This is a genomic window from Lactonifactor longoviformis (genome assembly GCF_042848515.1).
GTDB lineage: Bacteria > Bacillota > Clostridia > Lachnospirales > Lachnospiraceae > Lactonifactor > Lactonifactor longoviformis.
The window spans coordinates 644,077-660,682 of sequence record NZ_AP031453.1 but is presented as its reverse complement, the minus strand read 5'-3'; the positions used below and the strand labels follow the sequence as shown (position 1 = coordinate 660,682).

15 protein-coding genes are annotated in these 16,606 nt (G+C 49.3%); 1 reads left to right on the top strand and 14 read right to left on the bottom strand.

Translation table 11 applies throughout. The features are described 5' to 3' along the window. The first annotated feature begins 184 nt into the window (after nucleotides 1–184). The gene (locus tag ACGHCT_RS02975) at nucleotides 185–652 is read left to right on the top strand and encodes a hypothetical protein (RefSeq protein ID WP_154256954.1); all 468 of its coding nucleotides are present in this window, start codon (nucleotides 185–187) and stop codon (nucleotides 650–652) included. Between the two features lie 47 nt (nucleotides 653–699). On the opposite strand, the gene ACGHCT_RS02970 is transcribed toward ACGHCT_RS02975, so the two are convergent. The 14 genes from ACGHCT_RS02970 to ACGHCT_RS02905 form a co-directional block, all read right to left on the bottom strand. Then, nucleotides 700–1,152: a DUF1934 domain-containing protein gene (locus tag ACGHCT_RS02970; protein ID WP_154256955.1), complete on the bottom strand. Its 453-nt coding sequence runs from the start codon at nucleotides 1,150–1,152 to the stop codon at nucleotides 700–702. Between the two features lie 3 nt (nucleotides 1,153–1,155). Then, complete coding sequence (murI, locus tag ACGHCT_RS02965; RefSeq protein ID WP_154256956.1) at nucleotides 1,156–1,977, bottom strand: glutamate racemase; 822 nt, start codon at nucleotides 1,975–1,977, stop codon at nucleotides 1,156–1,158. Between the two features lie 96 nt (nucleotides 1,978–2,073). Continuing rightward, nucleotides 2,074–2,709: a stage II sporulation protein R gene (spoIIR, locus tag ACGHCT_RS02960; protein WP_154256957.1), complete on the bottom strand. Its 636-nt coding sequence runs from the start codon at nucleotides 2,707–2,709 to the stop codon at nucleotides 2,074–2,076. Between the two features lie 53 nt (nucleotides 2,710–2,762). Then, the gene (locus ACGHCT_RS02955; protein WP_390438125.1) at nucleotides 2,763–4,439 is read right to left on the bottom strand and encodes a GerAB/ArcD/ProY family transporter; all 1,677 of its coding nucleotides are present in this window, start codon (nucleotides 4,437–4,439) and stop codon (nucleotides 2,763–2,765) included. A 1-nt stretch (nucleotide 4,440) separates the two neighbouring features. Next, on the bottom strand, nucleotides 4,441–5,937 hold the full coding sequence (locus tag ACGHCT_RS02950) for a spore germination protein (RefSeq protein WP_154256959.1): 1,497 nt from the start codon (nucleotides 5,935–5,937) through the stop codon (nucleotides 4,441–4,443). A gap of 82 nt (nucleotides 5,938–6,019) precedes the next feature. Then, nucleotides 6,020–6,694: a GntR family transcriptional regulator gene (locus ACGHCT_RS02945; RefSeq protein ID WP_154256960.1), complete on the bottom strand. Its 675-nt coding sequence runs from the start codon at nucleotides 6,692–6,694 to the stop codon at nucleotides 6,020–6,022. Next, nucleotides 6,691–7,620 (bottom strand): 4-(cytidine 5'-diphospho)-2-C-methyl-D-erythritol kinase, encoded by a 930-nt coding sequence (gene ispE, locus ACGHCT_RS02940; RefSeq protein ID WP_256281052.1) that lies wholly within the window; start codon nucleotides 7,618–7,620, stop codon nucleotides 6,691–6,693. Before ispE ends, ACGHCT_RS02945 begins: the two co-directional genes overlap by 4 nt. A gap of 185 nt (nucleotides 7,621–7,805) precedes the next feature. After that, nucleotides 7,806–8,564: an SDR family NAD(P)-dependent oxidoreductase gene (locus ACGHCT_RS02935; protein WP_072854372.1), complete on the bottom strand. Its 759-nt coding sequence runs from the start codon at nucleotides 8,562–8,564 to the stop codon at nucleotides 7,806–7,808. Between the two features lie 11 nt (nucleotides 8,565–8,575). Next, the gene (locus ACGHCT_RS02930; RefSeq protein WP_390438121.1) at nucleotides 8,576–9,385 is read right to left on the bottom strand and encodes an amidohydrolase family protein; all 810 of its coding nucleotides are present in this window, start codon (nucleotides 9,383–9,385) and stop codon (nucleotides 8,576–8,578) included. A 49-nt stretch (nucleotides 9,386–9,434) separates the two neighbouring features. Next, nucleotides 9,435–10,184 (bottom strand): FadR/GntR family transcriptional regulator, encoded by a 750-nt coding sequence (locus tag ACGHCT_RS02925; protein ID WP_390438119.1) that lies wholly within the window; start codon nucleotides 10,182–10,184, stop codon nucleotides 9,435–9,437. 204 nt (nucleotides 10,185–10,388) lie between these two features. Then, a complete protein-coding gene (locus tag ACGHCT_RS02920) occupies nucleotides 10,389–12,170 on the bottom strand; it encodes an adenine deaminase C-terminal domain-containing protein (RefSeq protein WP_390438117.1) in 1,782 nt (593 codons plus the stop codon). Between the two features lie 11 nt (nucleotides 12,171–12,181). Beyond that, nucleotides 12,182–14,092 carry a sugar ABC transporter substrate-binding protein gene (locus ACGHCT_RS02915; RefSeq protein ID WP_390438115.1) on the bottom strand — a complete coding sequence of 637 codons (1,911 nt, stop codon included), beginning with the start codon at nucleotides 14,090–14,092 and terminating at the stop codon, nucleotides 12,182–12,184. 17 nt (nucleotides 14,093–14,109) lie between these two features. Continuing rightward, nucleotides 14,110–15,087, bottom strand: coding sequence for an ABC transporter permease (locus ACGHCT_RS02910; protein ID WP_390438113.1), 978 nt, complete (start codon nucleotides 15,085–15,087; stop codon nucleotides 14,110–14,112). After that, entirely contained in the window at nucleotides 15,071–16,591 is a 1,521-nt protein-coding gene (locus tag ACGHCT_RS02905; RefSeq protein WP_390438111.1) for a sugar ABC transporter ATP-binding protein, read from the bottom strand. Before ACGHCT_RS02905 ends, ACGHCT_RS02910 begins: the two co-directional genes overlap by 17 nt. Nucleotides 16,592–16,606: the final 15 nt, after the last annotated feature.

Genomic DNA, 16,606 nt, shown 5'->3' with positions numbered 1-16,606 from the left:
CCTTGCCACTATTCTAATCTATTAGGACCCTTTGTCTACTTATGCCTCACAGCTCCCTTTCCCGCCCTTTCCTCCGCCTTTTTTTGGCAAATTAATAATTGCCTTTTTCTAGAATTAATGCTAAAATGAAATTTGCGTATGAAACTGCGGGGCAGTGGATTCAATACACTTTAGGAGGTTAATTATGGAACTTTGGAAAGTATTATTGATTATTTTGGCGATTCTTGCAGTTGCCGTTGTCGTATTATATTTCCTGGGAAAAAGAGCACAGAAAAAGCAAGAAGCACAGCAGGAGCAGATAGAGGCTGCGAAACAAGTCGTCCCCATGCTGATTATAGATAAAAAAAGGATGCCCCTAAAAACTTCGGGGCTCCCTCAGGCAGTGATAGATCAGACGCCCAAGCTTATGAGAAGATCCAAGCTTCCTATTGTAAAGGCAAAAGTGGGCCCCAAGATTATGACTTTGGTCTGCGATGAGAGGATCTTCGATGTAATCCCTCTGAAAAAGGAAGTCAAAGCTACCATCAGCGGAATCTACATTACAGATGTCCGGGGTGTCAGAGGTCCTCTGGAAGCACCGGCCAAAAAGAAAGGCTTCTTCCAGCGCCTGAGAAATAAGGCTATGGATGCCACCACTGGAAAACGCTCCTAACCGGCCATAGGATGAAAAAAAGGATTGCGGCTCTGTCCGCAATCCTTTTATGATCTCAGTGAAAAGTCCTGAGCCTCTTTTGATTTAATATTAATGCAGATATTGCAGTCTGCCACATGCTGTTCATTAATTTCCAGCGCGTAGTCTACATTCACATCTATATTTTCCCGGGTTTCCTGAATTTTTACCCGGGTTGCGGAGATTCCCATCTCCATACTCCCATAGGGGGTAGAGTAGTATGTAAGGTTTTTCTTGTTCTCCTGGAACACCATATGGGCATTGGCAACTCCCTTTTTCCTTACTTCCACAGAATCTTCTTTCACTTTTATATAGTTCTTTGTACTGCCCTCAAAGCCTTCCGTCACCTCATTATACATAATAAAATGATGTCCGTTCTTTTTATAATAATCTCCGGCTGTAATCAGCTCTATATTCGTATCCTCTTCCCCGCCTCCCGGCATCTGAAGCCCTTTGATTGTAATCAATACTTGCTTTGTCATTCTTTAGTACTCCTCAATAGTAATCTGCTTTGTCATACTCACATCATAAGGAAGTATGGAATTCGCAAAGTCTTTAAACTGCTGCACAGAATCGCTGGCATAGAAGCGGTAGGGGAATTCAGCTTCCTCCTTCCCGGGGCTTGCCAGACCTCTCTCTTCCAGAAGCCTCTGCAAGTCCTTTGCAGTTTCATACGCCGGATTCACCAGCGTGACTTTTTCTCCCACCAGCTCCCGCATCACAGATCGCAGCAAAGGATAGTGGGTACATCCCAGTATCAGGGTATCGATATCCTGCATCAAAAGAGGTTCCAGATAACGCTTTGCCACCTCCACTGTCACGGTGTCCTTCAGCCATCCTTCCTCTACCAAAGGTACCAGCAGCGGACAGGCCTTTCCAATTACCTCAATCTCAGGGTTCTGCCGTTGAATAAACTCCTTATAGATGCAGCTGTTAATCGTAGCCCTGGTCCCGATCACTCCTATCTTATGGTTCCGCGTCACCTGGGCCGCCACTCTGGCCCCGGGCTTTACCACTCCGATTATAGGAATATCGATCTCTTCTCTTATGGTCTCAAGAGCCATGGCGCTGGCTGTATTGCAGGCCACAACAATAGCTTTTACATCCTGGGTCATCAGAAAACGGATAATCTGGCGGGAATAGCGCAGGACAGCTTCTCTTGATTTATTCCCATAGGGAACTCTAGCGGTATCACCGAAATATACAATTTTTTCATTGGGCAGATTCCGCATGATTTCCCTTGCCACAGTCAGCCCGCCTACTCCTGAGTCAAATACTCCTATGGGTGCGTAGTTCTTTTGGCTCATATTCTTTCTCCATCATTTATTAGCCTGGCCTCAGGCTAAGGTTTTATACATTGTTCTATTCTACTCTCACTGAAGGGAGAATTCAAGCGGAAATTATCAGTGGGGGAGCCACTTAAATGTAATTTTAATCCTCGGGGTATCTGTGATTGTATCATATTCCTCTTCTGTAAGAACGTTCTTCAATTCCTCTTTTTTCTCCTCTGTGACCACTCCATGGGTATCATCTACAAAGCACAGGCTGGGGTAAAGAACACACCACCAGTTATGTCCCTCTGCCTCTCCAATTTTAATCTGAAGCGCCTCGTATTCCCCCGGCGGAAAGGTACAGTCCCCATATGTTTTTTCAGGGAAATAAGCCGTTGTAAGCCCGGCCGTCACTGGATACGCATACCCTTCTCTCCTGATCACTTCCCTGGAGATGTCCCGAATTTCCTCCATATGAGAAACGATTGCTTCCCTGGTCTCTTCCAGGGTGGTGTCATCGCCTAAAAGCTCGTGCAGATACTCTACTACTCTGTTTTTCACCTTGATTTTCAGTCCCTGATCCTCCTCACTGTCGCTGTTGGCAAGGACATGGAACCGAATGATCTCTTTAGCAATCCCCTGCTGGATCTGACGGGGCGTTTCTTCCTGGGCCCGGGCGGTAAAGGAAGCAGCCAGAATTCCTCCCAAAACGCCCAGGGTAAGGGCAGCTGCTATGATATATCTCTTACGGTTTGCCGTGATTTTCATTTTATGTACCTCCTAATAACTTTGTATTAGGAGTATTTCCATTTATCCTGGGTCTATTCAAGGTACACCTGGGTTCCCCTCACATTTACTCTGGGTACCTTGGGGAACTCCTCCTGGTTATGCCAGGCATTGTAGAATTTCTGTATGGTGACCTGGGCCTTTCTGTCTGGGTTCGGCTTATTTTCCAGTATTCCTATGAGGTATTCCCCCAGAGAATCAATCTCATTTCCGTTCAGGGACATTGCCTCTTCCACCTGGCTGCTTTGGAATACTTTGATGCTCCCCGCAATTGTCGGGTTGTTTTCCAGATAGGCAAGGCATTTCGTAAATGCCTCCTTATTTTCCATCAGCCCGTCTCCCAGCATAAATGCCTTCACGTGCCCCAGGTCCAGATAATTTTTCTGACTTTTGTCGAACTCTTCTTCTATTTCCCTGATGGATGCCCCGGTATAGACAGTAACCCGCGGCTCCTGACTGCCGGATTCCTCTTTCTTTCCCTGGCCTGTGGTATTAGACAGATCCGGAATTCCGTAGATTACTTTATATTCCCCGTCTGTGTAGTCAATGCTCACGATGAGGGGAAAAGCCCGGTTTTCTGGCTCTACACCGCAGCATCCATTCAGAAAGAACAAAAGGATGAGTCCCAGAATCCCTATGAGTGCCTTACCCCACTTTGCCTTTTTCTCGTTCTTTCCCAGCCGCAGCCCGGCAATCAGGCTGATTAGCAGAAACACAGGGATGTAATACCTCTCCAGAATCTGGCCGTAGTATCTGGCCGACACGCCCATATGCGCACAGACAAGCCCCCCTGCCAGCACCAGAAACGCTGCAAACAGCCTTCCCTTTTCCCAGTGTACCCGGGACAAGAGCTCATTCTGGTAAAAAAACACACTTCCCAGAGCAAATAGTACACTGAACATCAGAAATATGATCCAGAATACATCCACGCGCTCCAGAAAATCTCCGGGTATATTAACCCCTGACATCAAATCTATCATGGGAAAGGATTTGTAAAGCAGACCGGGCAGACCAAAGGTCCCCTGCAGAAGGATAAAGGTCAGGGACAGAATTCCGCCCAAAAGTCCCACTGCTCCTATTATGACCCCGTGGGCGCTGGACGGCTTCTGAACCGTCCCCAGAGTAAAAGGAATCAGGATCAAAGGGGCAAAGGCACAGAAGATCCCATAGCTTCCCCAGCCCAGCTGGGGCCAGCTGACAGAAGCACTCTGCTGCAGATATCCTAAATTTACCTTGCTGAGGGCCAGAAAAAACATAAGAAACAGCGCCCCTACCACCAGGGGAAAGACAGCCTCTGCCATCCGGCCCCGGCGCTCCAGGCCCTGGCCGCTGCCCAGATAGCAGAAGACCACTGCCAGCCCCATAACCATCACCGCATTGGCGCCTGTCACAAGAAAGCGCGCTACCACCGCTGCGATGATGCGGAGAAGAAAGATCCCGGTAAAGACCAGATAGGAGAGATATACCAGAACAATAATCCGCCCTCCGATCTTTCCGAATGTCTTATCGAGATTGGTATAGGAATGATTCAAACGCACCAGATAAATGATATAAAAGAAAAGGAAAAGAAGACCGATCCCTACACACAGTACTCCCCGGCGCCCCTCCAGGGACTGCCATCCGGGAATGCACAGAAGATAGATACCCAAAAAGCTCATAACCAGCTGCCTGAAAAGCTGGCGGTGAGATATTTTCTGATTGTCTGCGAACATCTTACTTGTTCTCCCTTCTGCGAAGTCTGATTTTTTCTTCTTGTCTGGCGTAAATAGGACGTCTGCGCAGCCACCAGATAGGTGCCCTCAGGATGCCGTCCTTCTCCCCGCGGAATCTCTCCTTTTTAGTGGCCACAAAAGGCATAAGATAAGGAATATGAAAGGTTGTAAGCCCTGCCAGATGACTGATTACCAGATAGAGTCCAAGGGCAATGCCATAGACACCCAGAGTCCCCCCCAGGACGATCATGCCATATTTAATCAAACGGAAGGGTGCTGAGAATTCCTCGTTTGGAATGGCCAGTGAACTTAAGGCTGTAATGGCCACTACAACAACTACCATGGGGCTTACCAGGTTGGCCTCCACAGCCGCCTGTCCGATAATAAGGCCTCCGACGATTCCTATGGTACCTCCCAGTGGTCCGGGCATCCGTATCCCGGCCTCGCGTATCATCTCAAAAGCCACTTCCATAAGGATGACCTCCAGCATGCTGGGAAACGGCACCCCCTGTCTGGACTCTGCAAATGCCAGCATCAGATTGGTGGGAAGCACCTGGGTATGAAAGTTTGTCATGGCAAGGTACGTGGCGGAGAGGAGCATGGTCAGCACCACTGCAAGATACCGGAGAATGCGCAGAAAGCTCACCAGCGCAAATCGGTTATACCAGTCCTCACTTACCTGAAGGAAACTGTTGTACGTGGTGGGGAGCAGCAGTCCCACAGGTGAGTTATCGCACAGCAAAAGTATACGTCCGTTTAACAGCTCCATAGCCGCCTTGTCCGGGCGCTCTGTTGTCTGAAACTGGGGAAACGGAGAATACCAGACCTCTTCTGTAAGCTGTTCTATAATGCCGCTGTCCGTTACCCCGTCAATTTCAAAGGACTCCAGGCGTTGTTCAATCTCCTTTAGGAGGCCGGGATCAATAAGATCCTCCACGTATAGAAGCTGCACCACTGTATTGGATCTGACTCCCACACTGGTCTGCTTGACTTTCATACGGGTGTCCCTGAGACGCTTTCTTACCAGCGCTGAGTTGGCTTTCACCGCATCTCCGAATCCCTCGTTCGATCCCCTCAGTACCTTCTCCGCTTCCGCCTCCTGGACGCCTCTGTCCGGATAGCCCTTGCTGGAAATCTTTATGGCATGGGGATAGCCGTCCAGAAAAAATATGGCATTTCCGGCCAGCATAGCGTCGAATGCCTCCTTCATGGTATCCAACGTTTTTACATCTGAGATTCCCAGCCCGTTGTCCTCTACAAACTCCAGAATCTGGTCCCTGGGCATCTCCCACATATGGTTGATGAGTTTACCGATCACAGACTCTTCCAGCATCATATTGCTTACAGCAACTTCTATATATACTACCAGACAGCGCACCTTTTTTTCATCACCCAGAAGCATAGGGCGTATGATGATATCGTCGCAGTTCTCACACCGGCTGCGGATGTATTCTTCATTTTCCTGTATATGCATGGAAATATCACTTACTGTTGACATCTTCCGCCTCCTCGTAAAAAAATAAGAGAAATACCCGTATCTGGGTATCTCTCTTATCATGTGCAAAATTTACCTTTTTATTCTATTCTTTTAAATGCAGACTTCGGATAATGGCCTTCTGCTGGTTCGCAATATGCTTTTTAACCTCCATAAGTGCCGCCTCCTCATCCCGGGCCTTAACCGCCCGGTAGATTGCTTCATGCTCTGTAATCAGGGTTCTCCTGGCCTTTGCATCCTTCAGATACTCTACCCGGTACCGGTACATCTGCTCCCGAAGATTACTCAGGATCTGCACCAGGCGGCGGTTGTTGGTCCCGCTGTATATGGTCTCATGGAATTCTACATCTGCCTGGGCAAGGGCCGTCAGATCGTCTGTTTCCATCAGAGAGGCAAACCTGTCTGAGATTTCCTTCAGCTTTTCTATGGACTCATTCCCCATTCGGCTGCAGGCCAGCTTGATTGCCAGCTCCTCCAGGCCCATCCGTACTTCCAGAACATCATTGAGTTCCCGCTCTGTGATGGAGGCTACTTTTGCCCCCTTCCGGGGTATCATAATAACAAGTCCTTCCAGTTCCAGCTTGCGGATCGCTTCCCGGATAGGGGTTCTGCTGACCCCCAGGCGGTTGGCCAGGGATATCTCCATCAGACGCTCTCCCGGTTTCAGCTGTCCTGTGAGAATAGCCTCTCTGAGAGTATTAAATACGACATCACGCAAAGGCAGATACTCGTCCATATGCATCTGGAAATCATTTGTCATGCGTAGTTTCCTCCATTTCCATTGTTAAAAATGGTCGTCAGAAATACCTGTTTCGCCAGTCTGCTCTTCTTCAGCTGCCGGCATGCATTTCTGGCTGTCTTATCATTGTCAAACAGTCCGAAGACCGTGGGTCCGCTTCCGCTCATCATTGCGTTTAGAGCGCCGTGGCTCTTCATATGATTCTTAATCTCCTGAATCACCGGATAGTTTGGAATCGTTACTGTCTCCAGTACATTCTCCATCTTTCCCGCAATGTTCCTTAAGTCCTTCCTATGCAGTCCCTCCACCAGACCATCTATGTCCGCATGCCAGGCAAGGTCGTTAGCATGCAGATTTTCATATACGAACTTCGTGGAAACGCTGATCCCCGGCTTTCCAATTAAAACGTAGCATTTGGGCATGGGAGGCAGAACCGATAACCTCTCTCCAATCCCTTCCGCCAGGGCGGTTCCTCTCATTATACAGTAGGGCACGTCTGCTCCTATGGCAACTGCCCGCTCCATCAGCTCCTGCTGGGACAAGCCCAAGCGGAATATACGGTTGACCCCCACCATTGCCGCTGCCGCGTCTGAACTTCCTCCGGCCATACCTGCTGCCACCGGTATGAATTTCCTGAGATTGATCACCAAACCGTCATGAATATTGAACTCCTCCAGAAGAAGCCTGGATGCTTTGTAAACAAGATTATTTTCATTTGTGGGAATATAGGGCAGATTCGTTGTCAGTACAATCCCGGGTGCTTTTTTCCGCTTTATGTCCAGCTGATCGTACATATTAATGGTCTGCATTACCATACGGACTTCATGATAACCATCCTCCCGGCGTCGCACTACATCCAACCCCAAATTTATCTTTGCCAAGGCTCTTAATCGCATGTGTCTCTCCTTGTATTTCGCATGTACTTTGTATACTGTATCCGTTTTTATACAATCTATCTTACCCGATTTTATGAGGTTTTACAACATCTTTTGTCGGATTCCGAAAAGTTCATGCATTCTTTCTAAACCTGGGAATGATTATTGGTCAATATTGACTATAGTACGTAGGATGATATCAGTTTCAGAAAAAGGCCGTGCATCTCTGCGAGGGGCCTTTTTCAGTATTTTTCTTTTTAAATTGTCATTCCGCCATCCGCCATAATCACCGCACCATTTACAAATGCTGCCTCTTCGCATGCAGCAAATACGATTGCCTCCGCAATCTCCGTATCCTTCCCTAACCGGCCCATGGGCTGTCTGGCAATAAAGTCCTCCCTGGCTGCCTTGGGATCCTCAAACACGGCGATACGCTCCTCCAGGGATGGTGTTTCCGTTGTTCCCGGACATATGCAGTTGCAGCGGATATTCTCCTTTATGTAATCAGCTGCTATGGATCGGGAAAGGGCCACCACAGCTCCCTTGGAGGCTGCATATGCGGCTCTGTCTCTGACTCCCTTTACAGCTACAGCGGAAGCGTTGTTGACAATCACTCCCCCTCCGCTCTGCCGCATGACATCTACCGCATACTTAGATACCAGATAACAGCTCTTGGCATTGACATCCATGGAGGTGTCCCAATCTTTCTCTGAGACGGTTTCCACGTTTCCGGGCAGTACCACCCCGGCATTATTAACTAGTATATCAACTCTTCCATAGATTTGTACCGCCTGTCGGATCAGTTTTTCCGCCCCTGCCGCCTCAGAGACATCTGCCTGTACAAAGGTACAGACACCCCCTGCCTCAATAATCCGCCTGCAGGTTTCCCGGCCATGGGCCTCAGACCGCCCGTTTACCACAACCTTGGCTCCAAGCTCAGCAAACCTGATAGCCGCGGCCCTGCCAATCCCCACTCCGGATCCTGTGATTACTACAATCTTCCCGCTAAAATTCATATCCTATCCTCCTACACGTGCAGCAGTCTGGCTGCATTTTCATATAGAATCCTGTCCAGACTGCCTGCAGATATAAAGTCCATGCCTTTTATTCTATTCAGATACTCCTTCACACGGTCAGCTCCCTTGTCCTCAAAGGCGCTCAGTCCAAGCCGCTCGCCCTCAGAACCCCAGACAAGTTTCTGGTCCCCTAAGCTGTGCATACAGCGTCGGAGCACAAACTCTGTGAGGCCTGGGGCAAAGGTATATTCCAGAACATCTAAAAAAGTAAGATCAATGATAACATTCTCATTCATCTTTGCCACAAGAAGCGCTTCCTCCACCCAAGGATAGCCGGCGTGCATTATTACAACGTGCAGTCCCGGAAACCGTACCGCGATATCGTCAATATAGATAGGCTCATTATACCTCATCTGCTGAAACCAATGAGCCTTTATCCCTGTATGAATCAGTACCGGAACTTCTCTATCCTGGGCCAAAGCATACATTTCATCCAGCCGCCGGTCATTTGGGTAAAAGCCGCTGTGGGGATAAAGCTTACAGCCTTTTACCCCCGCCTCAAGCATAGTCTTAAGCTCCTCAGCCGGATTCTTGACCCTGTCCGGATGAACGGATCCCACTGCGTACAGACGTCCGCCGGAGGCCTCTGCCAGATTCGCGGCCTTCCTCCAGGATACGTTAGTCCCGCGCTCAATTCCCTGGGGGCCGTGGTCTGTAGCCAGTATAGCTCCCCGATCCATCTGCAGACGGTCCAGAAAGGACAGAACTTCCTCAATCGCTGTATCTTCAGATATATGAATATGAAAATCTAAAATTTTCATGCGTTCACCTGACTTTCCAATCTGCCAGGCACTTATGCTTCCGGTACACTTACGGATCCACTTTTAAGTCTACACTGTCCATATTTTGGATTACCTTCAGGAATTCCGACTTAAAAACATCCTCGTTGAGATCCATGATCATTCTAATATGCTCAATGTGCTGCTTCATATACTCTCCGGCAGCTTTTTCATCCCGTTTCTGAAGTGCCTGGACGATTCTGATATGATCCTGATGGACAACCTTCCTCACTTCTAAGTAGCGTCCCGTTACCTCTCTGCTCAGAGACGCCAGATTATCCACGATCTGCATAATAAGTAAAAACAAATAATTCCCCGTGGCCTTAAAGATTGTGGTGTGCAGTTTTCTGTCATCCTCCGCAAAGCTGTACGGATTCTCCAGGTTGGAATTGCGCACAATGGCCTCCACCTCTTCAATCTGCTCATCGGTTATCAGCCGCGCTGCCATCTCAGCCGCGGCAGGTTCAAATAATTCCCGTATCTCCATTAGCTGTTCATAATTAAACTTCCCCAGATCCATACAGAGGCGGAAGGGCATCATTAATTTATCTACATCCAGATCGGAAACGTACAGTCCGTCTCCCTGGTGAATGTCGATAATTCCCGAAATCACCAGTGCGCTTACCGCCTCTCTCACAGATGGCCGCCCCACGCCGAACCGCTGTGCCAGTTCCCTCTCAGAAGGCAGCTTGTCCCCCGGCTTCATATCTGATTTTAGAATTAAATCAATGATTTCGTTTGCTACAATATTTGCTTTTCGGTTTCCATCCAGGCTCCCCATATTTCTTTTCTCCTCTACTGTTATTATATTATGGTAAAACGGCAGGCAGGCGGACTTCCCGCTTGCTGAATTATGGCTACACTGACAATATTACCATATTTCACCGCAAGTGCAAGCTGTCCCCGCACTTCCTGTATGCTGCCTTTAGGTAAGAAATACTCTCCCGCTTTCAAGGGATACCCGGATGGAGTGGAACTGCATGGCTTACTCTATAACCACATCAATCAGCTTGCCTTCCCATACATCCACAAGTCCGAACTCTGACATTTTCAGTGTTCCAATCTCAACAGGAACACCCATGAGAGCCAATTGAGTCATAGGGCCGTCAAATGTACAGCCCATGTCCCTGATTACTTTGTTAAACCCGAGGACCTCCGCAACCAATTCCTCGAAGGTTTTTTCTGACAGCAGCCCGAACAATGGAAGGGCTACCTCAGCCACCACTTCTCCGTGACAGGCCGCCACAAAACCGCCGCCCAGCTCCTGGAGCCGGTTGGCTACCACTGCCATATCCTGATCACAGGCACCGACGATAAAAATGTCTTCCTTTTGTCCGTTCCAGGTATTGCCCATCGCGCCCTCCTTCAGACCAAAGCCCTGGACAAAACCCACACCCCATTTCCGGGAGGTTTGATACCGGTCAACTTTAGCCACCTTGAGGATATCCTGCCCTCTGTCCGCCAGAACTTTCCCGTTCTCCACAGAAAGAACTGCTGTTCTCGCTTCCGTAACCAAAAGCCCGTTTCTCTGGCCAATCACATGCACCTTTGCAGTCCCTGTCTTCCGGGGTGCGTCAACAGCAAAATCCCCGGCGCACATAACCTTCTTTGGAAGCTGTACGGTTTGATAGGCAAAATCCGGATATACCGGTGCCTGCATGCTTCCCGTATACCTGTAGTTGACCGCTGCAATCTCTCCGTTGGCAATCACAGTATCAATGGCAAACCGCGGGAGATCCGTAACAATCAGAATATCAGCGATTCTGCCCGGTGCGATTCCCCCCATATCATCATCAACCCCCGCATATCTGGCTGCACGGATGCTCGCCATCTGAACTGCGGTCATGGGATCCACGCCTCTCTCAATCATCCCCCTGACTTTATAGTCCAGGTGTCCCAGGGAGTACAGCTCCGCAACCTCTTCCTCATCTGTGCAGATCATAAAGCTGCTGGAGTCCAGTTTCCTTTCCACAAGGGTTCTGCTCATATTGTCAATGTCCCTGGCCGCCGTGCCCTGGCGGGTCATAATGGCAAGCCCCAGTCTGGCCCGGTCTACGGCCTCACTGATCTCCACACATTCATGGGTGGAGGAATGTCCAAGGCAGCAGTAGGCCTGCAATGTCTTTTCGGGGGTCTCACTGTCATGACCCAGGTTCCTCTTGCCCTGGCGCAGCGTCTCTTCCAGAAGCTTAAGCACCACCTCGTCTTTCTCTGTCATCATGCTCACGGGCCACTCACTGATCCCTATGCACTCCGGATAAGAGAGCAATTCAAATAAGTCTTCCGCCGGCACCTGCCCGGAATTTCCAAAGGGTCCGTTCTGTACGTAGATTTGTGAGGCAACCTGATAAATGGGTTTTAAGGGCGTCTTTTTCATTTCATCCAGACAGAAACGTATGGCCTTCTTTCCCCTGGCAATGCCTATCTCATAAAAATCTGTGATGATGCCTGTAGTGCCGTGGGCCAGCACCGCCTTGGCAAATTCGGTCATGGTCAGCTGTGACCCCCCCACGTGCTGGTGCGTTTCAATCATTCCCGGACACAGGTAGCATCCCGCCGCGTCAATTCTCTTCGTATGTTCTCCGATTGTATGTGACACATCCCCAACATAGGCGATGCGGGTCCCTTTTACAGCTATGTCCGCAGGATAGTATTCTCCGGTATACACATTTACCAGGGTTCCCCCTGTGATTACCATATCCGCCGGTTCCCTGCCCAGCGCCACCTGGGCCGCTTCTATCCTCGGTGTCTGATTTGCATACTCCATAGTTCATCCTCCTAATTTTCCTGCAGAGAGTCGTAGATTTTCTCCAGATACACGGTGCTCATTGTCTGTATGGGGGGCTTAATATGCCGGTTCTCAGGGGGCGTACCCTGTATGGTCAGCACCGCATTCTCAACGAACATCTTTCCCATCTCTTCCGGATACTGTACAATGGTTGCCGCCATCTCGCCCTTATAGACGTTCTGAATCGCCTCCAGTGCCCCGTTGTATCCGCACAGCAGCACATCCTCTGTCTTGTTGGCAGCCTTCAGCGCTTCCATGGCGCCAATAGCCATCTCGTCATTCATAGCCATTACTGCCGACAAGTCCGGATTACCGGCTATGATATCACTCATGGCATTAAGGCCTTCATCTCTGGCCCAATTGGCCGCCACGGATGCCGCCACTTCTATATCGGGATATTGATCAATTACGCTGTGGAAGCCTTTTAGCCGGTCTGTATTCGTGGATGACCCTGAACCGCCCTCTATAACAGCAATTTTGCCTTTCCCGCCGATCTGTTCCGTCATCCATTGCCCGGCCAGCTCACCGCCTAATACATTGTCGGTTCCAATATAGGCCACTACCTCTCCTCCGTCCACATCAGAGTCTATGGTAAATACAGGGATTCCAGCCTCATTGGCTGCCTCCACTACAGGGATATTTCCTGACGCATCAAAGGGAGTGATGGCTATGGCATCTACCTTTGTCTGGATCATATCCTCCGAGGCCTTTACATTTTCCTCAATGGTCTTAGAGCCGAGAACTGTGATATCAACCCCCATAATCTCCGCCATTGCCTCGGCCCCGTTTTTTACGGACAGGAAGAACGGGTTGCTTAAATCCCCTACTACCATCCCCAAACGGTACCTTTTATCTGCTTTTACCGACGTGGTATAATCCAGCTTCATATCCGTATCCGTGATGGCAGCCATTGCTTTGTTGGCTGACACGGTATCTACCATATAGACAGGCGGTTTCAGGTGGTCCGTATCCGGGTAGACACCCCTTGCTGCAATATCATACGCGGCGTCTACGAACATCCTTCCCATTTCTTCCGGAAACTGGGCCACAGTTGCGGCCATATCCCCATGGTATATATTCTGCATCGCTTCTGCCGCCCCGTTGTACCCGCACAGGACAACATCCTTCGTCTTTCCGGCTGCCTTCAGCGCTTCCATCGCTCCAAGGGCCATCTCATCGTTCATAGCCATTACTGCCGCCAGGTCCGGGTTGCCGGCAATAATGTCGCTCATGGCATTCAGCCCTTCGTCTCTGGCCCAATTGGCCGCCACAGACGCCACCACCTCAATCTCCGGATACTGATCGATGACATCCCGGAATCCCTTCAGCCGGTAAGTATTGGTGGACGAGCCTGAGCCCCCTTCTATAATGGCAATCTTTCCTTTCCCGTTGATTTTATCCGCCATCCATTCCCCGGCCAGTTCTCCTCCCAGCTCATTGTCCGTGCCAATATAGGAGACAACCTCTCCTCCGTCCACGGTGGAGTCAATGGTAAACACAGGGATTCCCGCCGCATTGGCGGATTCCACCAGAGGAATATTGCCTGTGGCGTCAAATGGCGTGATTGCCATAACATCCACCTTCGTTTGGATCATATCCTCCCCCGCCTTTACATTTTCCTCGATGGTCTTAGAGCCCAGGACTGTAATGGAGACACCCAGATCTTCGGCCCGCTTCTCAGCCGCCTCTTTTACTGTCAGAAAGAATGGGTTGCTCAGATCCCCCACAATCATCCCCAGCCGAATGTCCTCAGGCTGCTTCGTCTCCCCCGTCTTACTTTCTCCCTTTGTCTCTGCCGCTTCTGTCTTCTGCTTTGCACAGCCGGGAAGCATACTCACTGCCATTAAAGCTGCCAAAAGTATAGATATCCATCTGTTTCCCTTCCTTTGTTTTCTTTTCATCTTTCTCCTCCTAACCTCTAACGCTCTTTTTTGCTGAACTGATCAATGAGAATCGCCGCAATAATGATAAGTCCGATACATACCTGCTGCCAATAGGCAGAGACTCCGATGATATTCAGTCCATTCCTGATTGAGATCGTTATCATAACACCTACAACCGTTCCTCTCAGGCTTCCTATGCCTCCGCTCAGGGAGGTCCCCCCGATCACTACAGACGCAATGGTATCCATAACATCTGCCTCTCCGATGGTCGCCTGTCCGGAATTCAGTCTTGAGGTAACAATGACGCCTGCCAGTGCGGCTAAGGTCCCTGATATAATAAACACCAGCATCTTTGTTTTTTTTACATCAATGCCGGACAGGCCGGCCGCCTCCTCATTTCCTCCCACTGCAAACAAATTCACGCCGAATTTCGTGGATTTAACAACAACTCCGAATACGGCCAGCAGAATAAGGAAAATAATAACCGGAAATGGAACTGCCCCGATCTTACCCTGGCCCAGAAACTTAAACAGGTCAGGGAATCCATAAACAGAGGTTCCTCCTGTGATAATCAGCGCAAGCCCTCTGGCAATGCCCTGCATACTCAAGGTGGCCACAAAAGCAGGGAAATTAAACCGGGATACCAGGAACCCGTTAACGAATCCGCACACGGTTCCCACCAACAGGGCAATGAGCAGTGCCGCGAATATAGGCAGCTGGTATTTGACACTTAATACGGCTATGACGGCCCCGGCAAACGCTTCTATAGAACCCAGAGACAGGTCGATCTGGCCGGAGATGAGAATCAGTGTCATTCCAATGGCCAGGATCATAATATTTGCCGACTGGAGAAACATATTGCTGAAATTGCTGATGGTCAGAAAATACGGTGATACAATACTCAGGGCTATCCAGATGGCGATCAGCGCAAAAAGAGTACTTAAGTTCTTTACCGTGGATCTGTTCACATACTTTCCTACCCATGCTTTCTCTTTTTCAAGCTGTGCTTTCATCTTTAACCTCCTTTGCGCAGTAATGAATGATAAGCTCCTCCGTAGCCTCACGGGCTGCCAGCCTGGCTGTTATATGGCCATACCGCATGACCAGGATTCTATCACTGATATTCAGAATCTCAGGCAATTCGGAGGAAATCATAATAATGGCCGCCCCCGCCTTCGCCAGCTGTTCCATCAGGGTATAAATCTCTGCCTTGGCTCCAATATCAATTCCTCTGGTGGGCTCATCAAAGATAATAATTTTGGCATTTACGGACATCCATTTCCCCAATATCACCTTCTGCTGGTTTCCCCCGCTTAGATTTTTTACAAGCTGCTTCAGAGACGGGGTCTTTATCTTGATTACATCCACATAATACTTCGCATTCTCAGCGACTGCTTTTTTATCCACAAAAGGACCCTTAAAAAATTTTTGTTTTGTTTTGACGCAGTTCAGCCCTGAGACTGAGATATTGTCTTTGATGGACATATTCAGCAGCAGCCCCTGGTTTTTCCGGTCTTCCGTCAGCAGTGCGATTCCGTGGTTAACAGCATCTGTGACATTTCGGATCTGGACTTTTTTGCCCTCAATCCATATCTCACCGCTGTCCACCGGATCTGCGCCGAACACAGCCCTCACCAGTTCCGTTCTCCCTGCGCCCACAAACCCGGATATTCCCAGGATTTCACCGGCTCTGGCAGAAAAGGAAATGTCGTGGAGTACACTGTTTTTGGAGAGATGCTTCACCTCCAGAAGCGTCTCTCCCGGCGTGATCTGCATCTTGGGATAGCGGTTAGACAAGTCTCTTCCCACCATACGGTTGATGATTTCATCCATATTCGTGTCCTTTATATCCATAGATGTAACCAGCTGTCCGTCCCGGAGAATGGTAACACGGTCACAGATATCCATAATTTCCTCCAGCCGGTGGGAAACATAGGTGATAGAAACCCCCCGTTCCTTCAGCTCCCGGATCACCTGAAAAAGCTTTTCCTGTTCTGTGGGACTAAGGGAAGAGGTAGGCTCGTCCATAAAGATAATCTTCGCATTGTGAGACAGGGATTTTGCAATCTCTACCATCTGTGCCTGAGAAATACTTAATTTTTTTATTTTTGTCCTGGGTGAAAAGTCCAGCCCAAGCAGTTCCAGATAATGTCCTGCTTCCTCATACATCCGCTTTTTGTCAATCAGGCCATTCCTTTTTGTGGGGAGATTTCCCATGAAAATATTGGCCGCCACATCCAGTTCAGGAAGCAGATTCAGTTCCTGATGAATGACACTGATCCCCAGGTCAAATGCCTCCCTTGGGTGCTGAGGGGCATAGGGCTTTCCGTCCAGAAGAATCTCTCCTCCGTCCGGCCTGTAGATTCCCGTAAGAGATTTAATCAGTGTGGATTTTCCCGCGCCGTTCTCCCCTACCAGGGCATGGACCTCCCCCTTTTTCAGAACGAAGTCTACACCGTTTAAAGCCTGCACCCCTGCAAAATGCTTTTTCAACCCTTTCACCTCTAAAACCGGCATACTGTCACTTCCTTT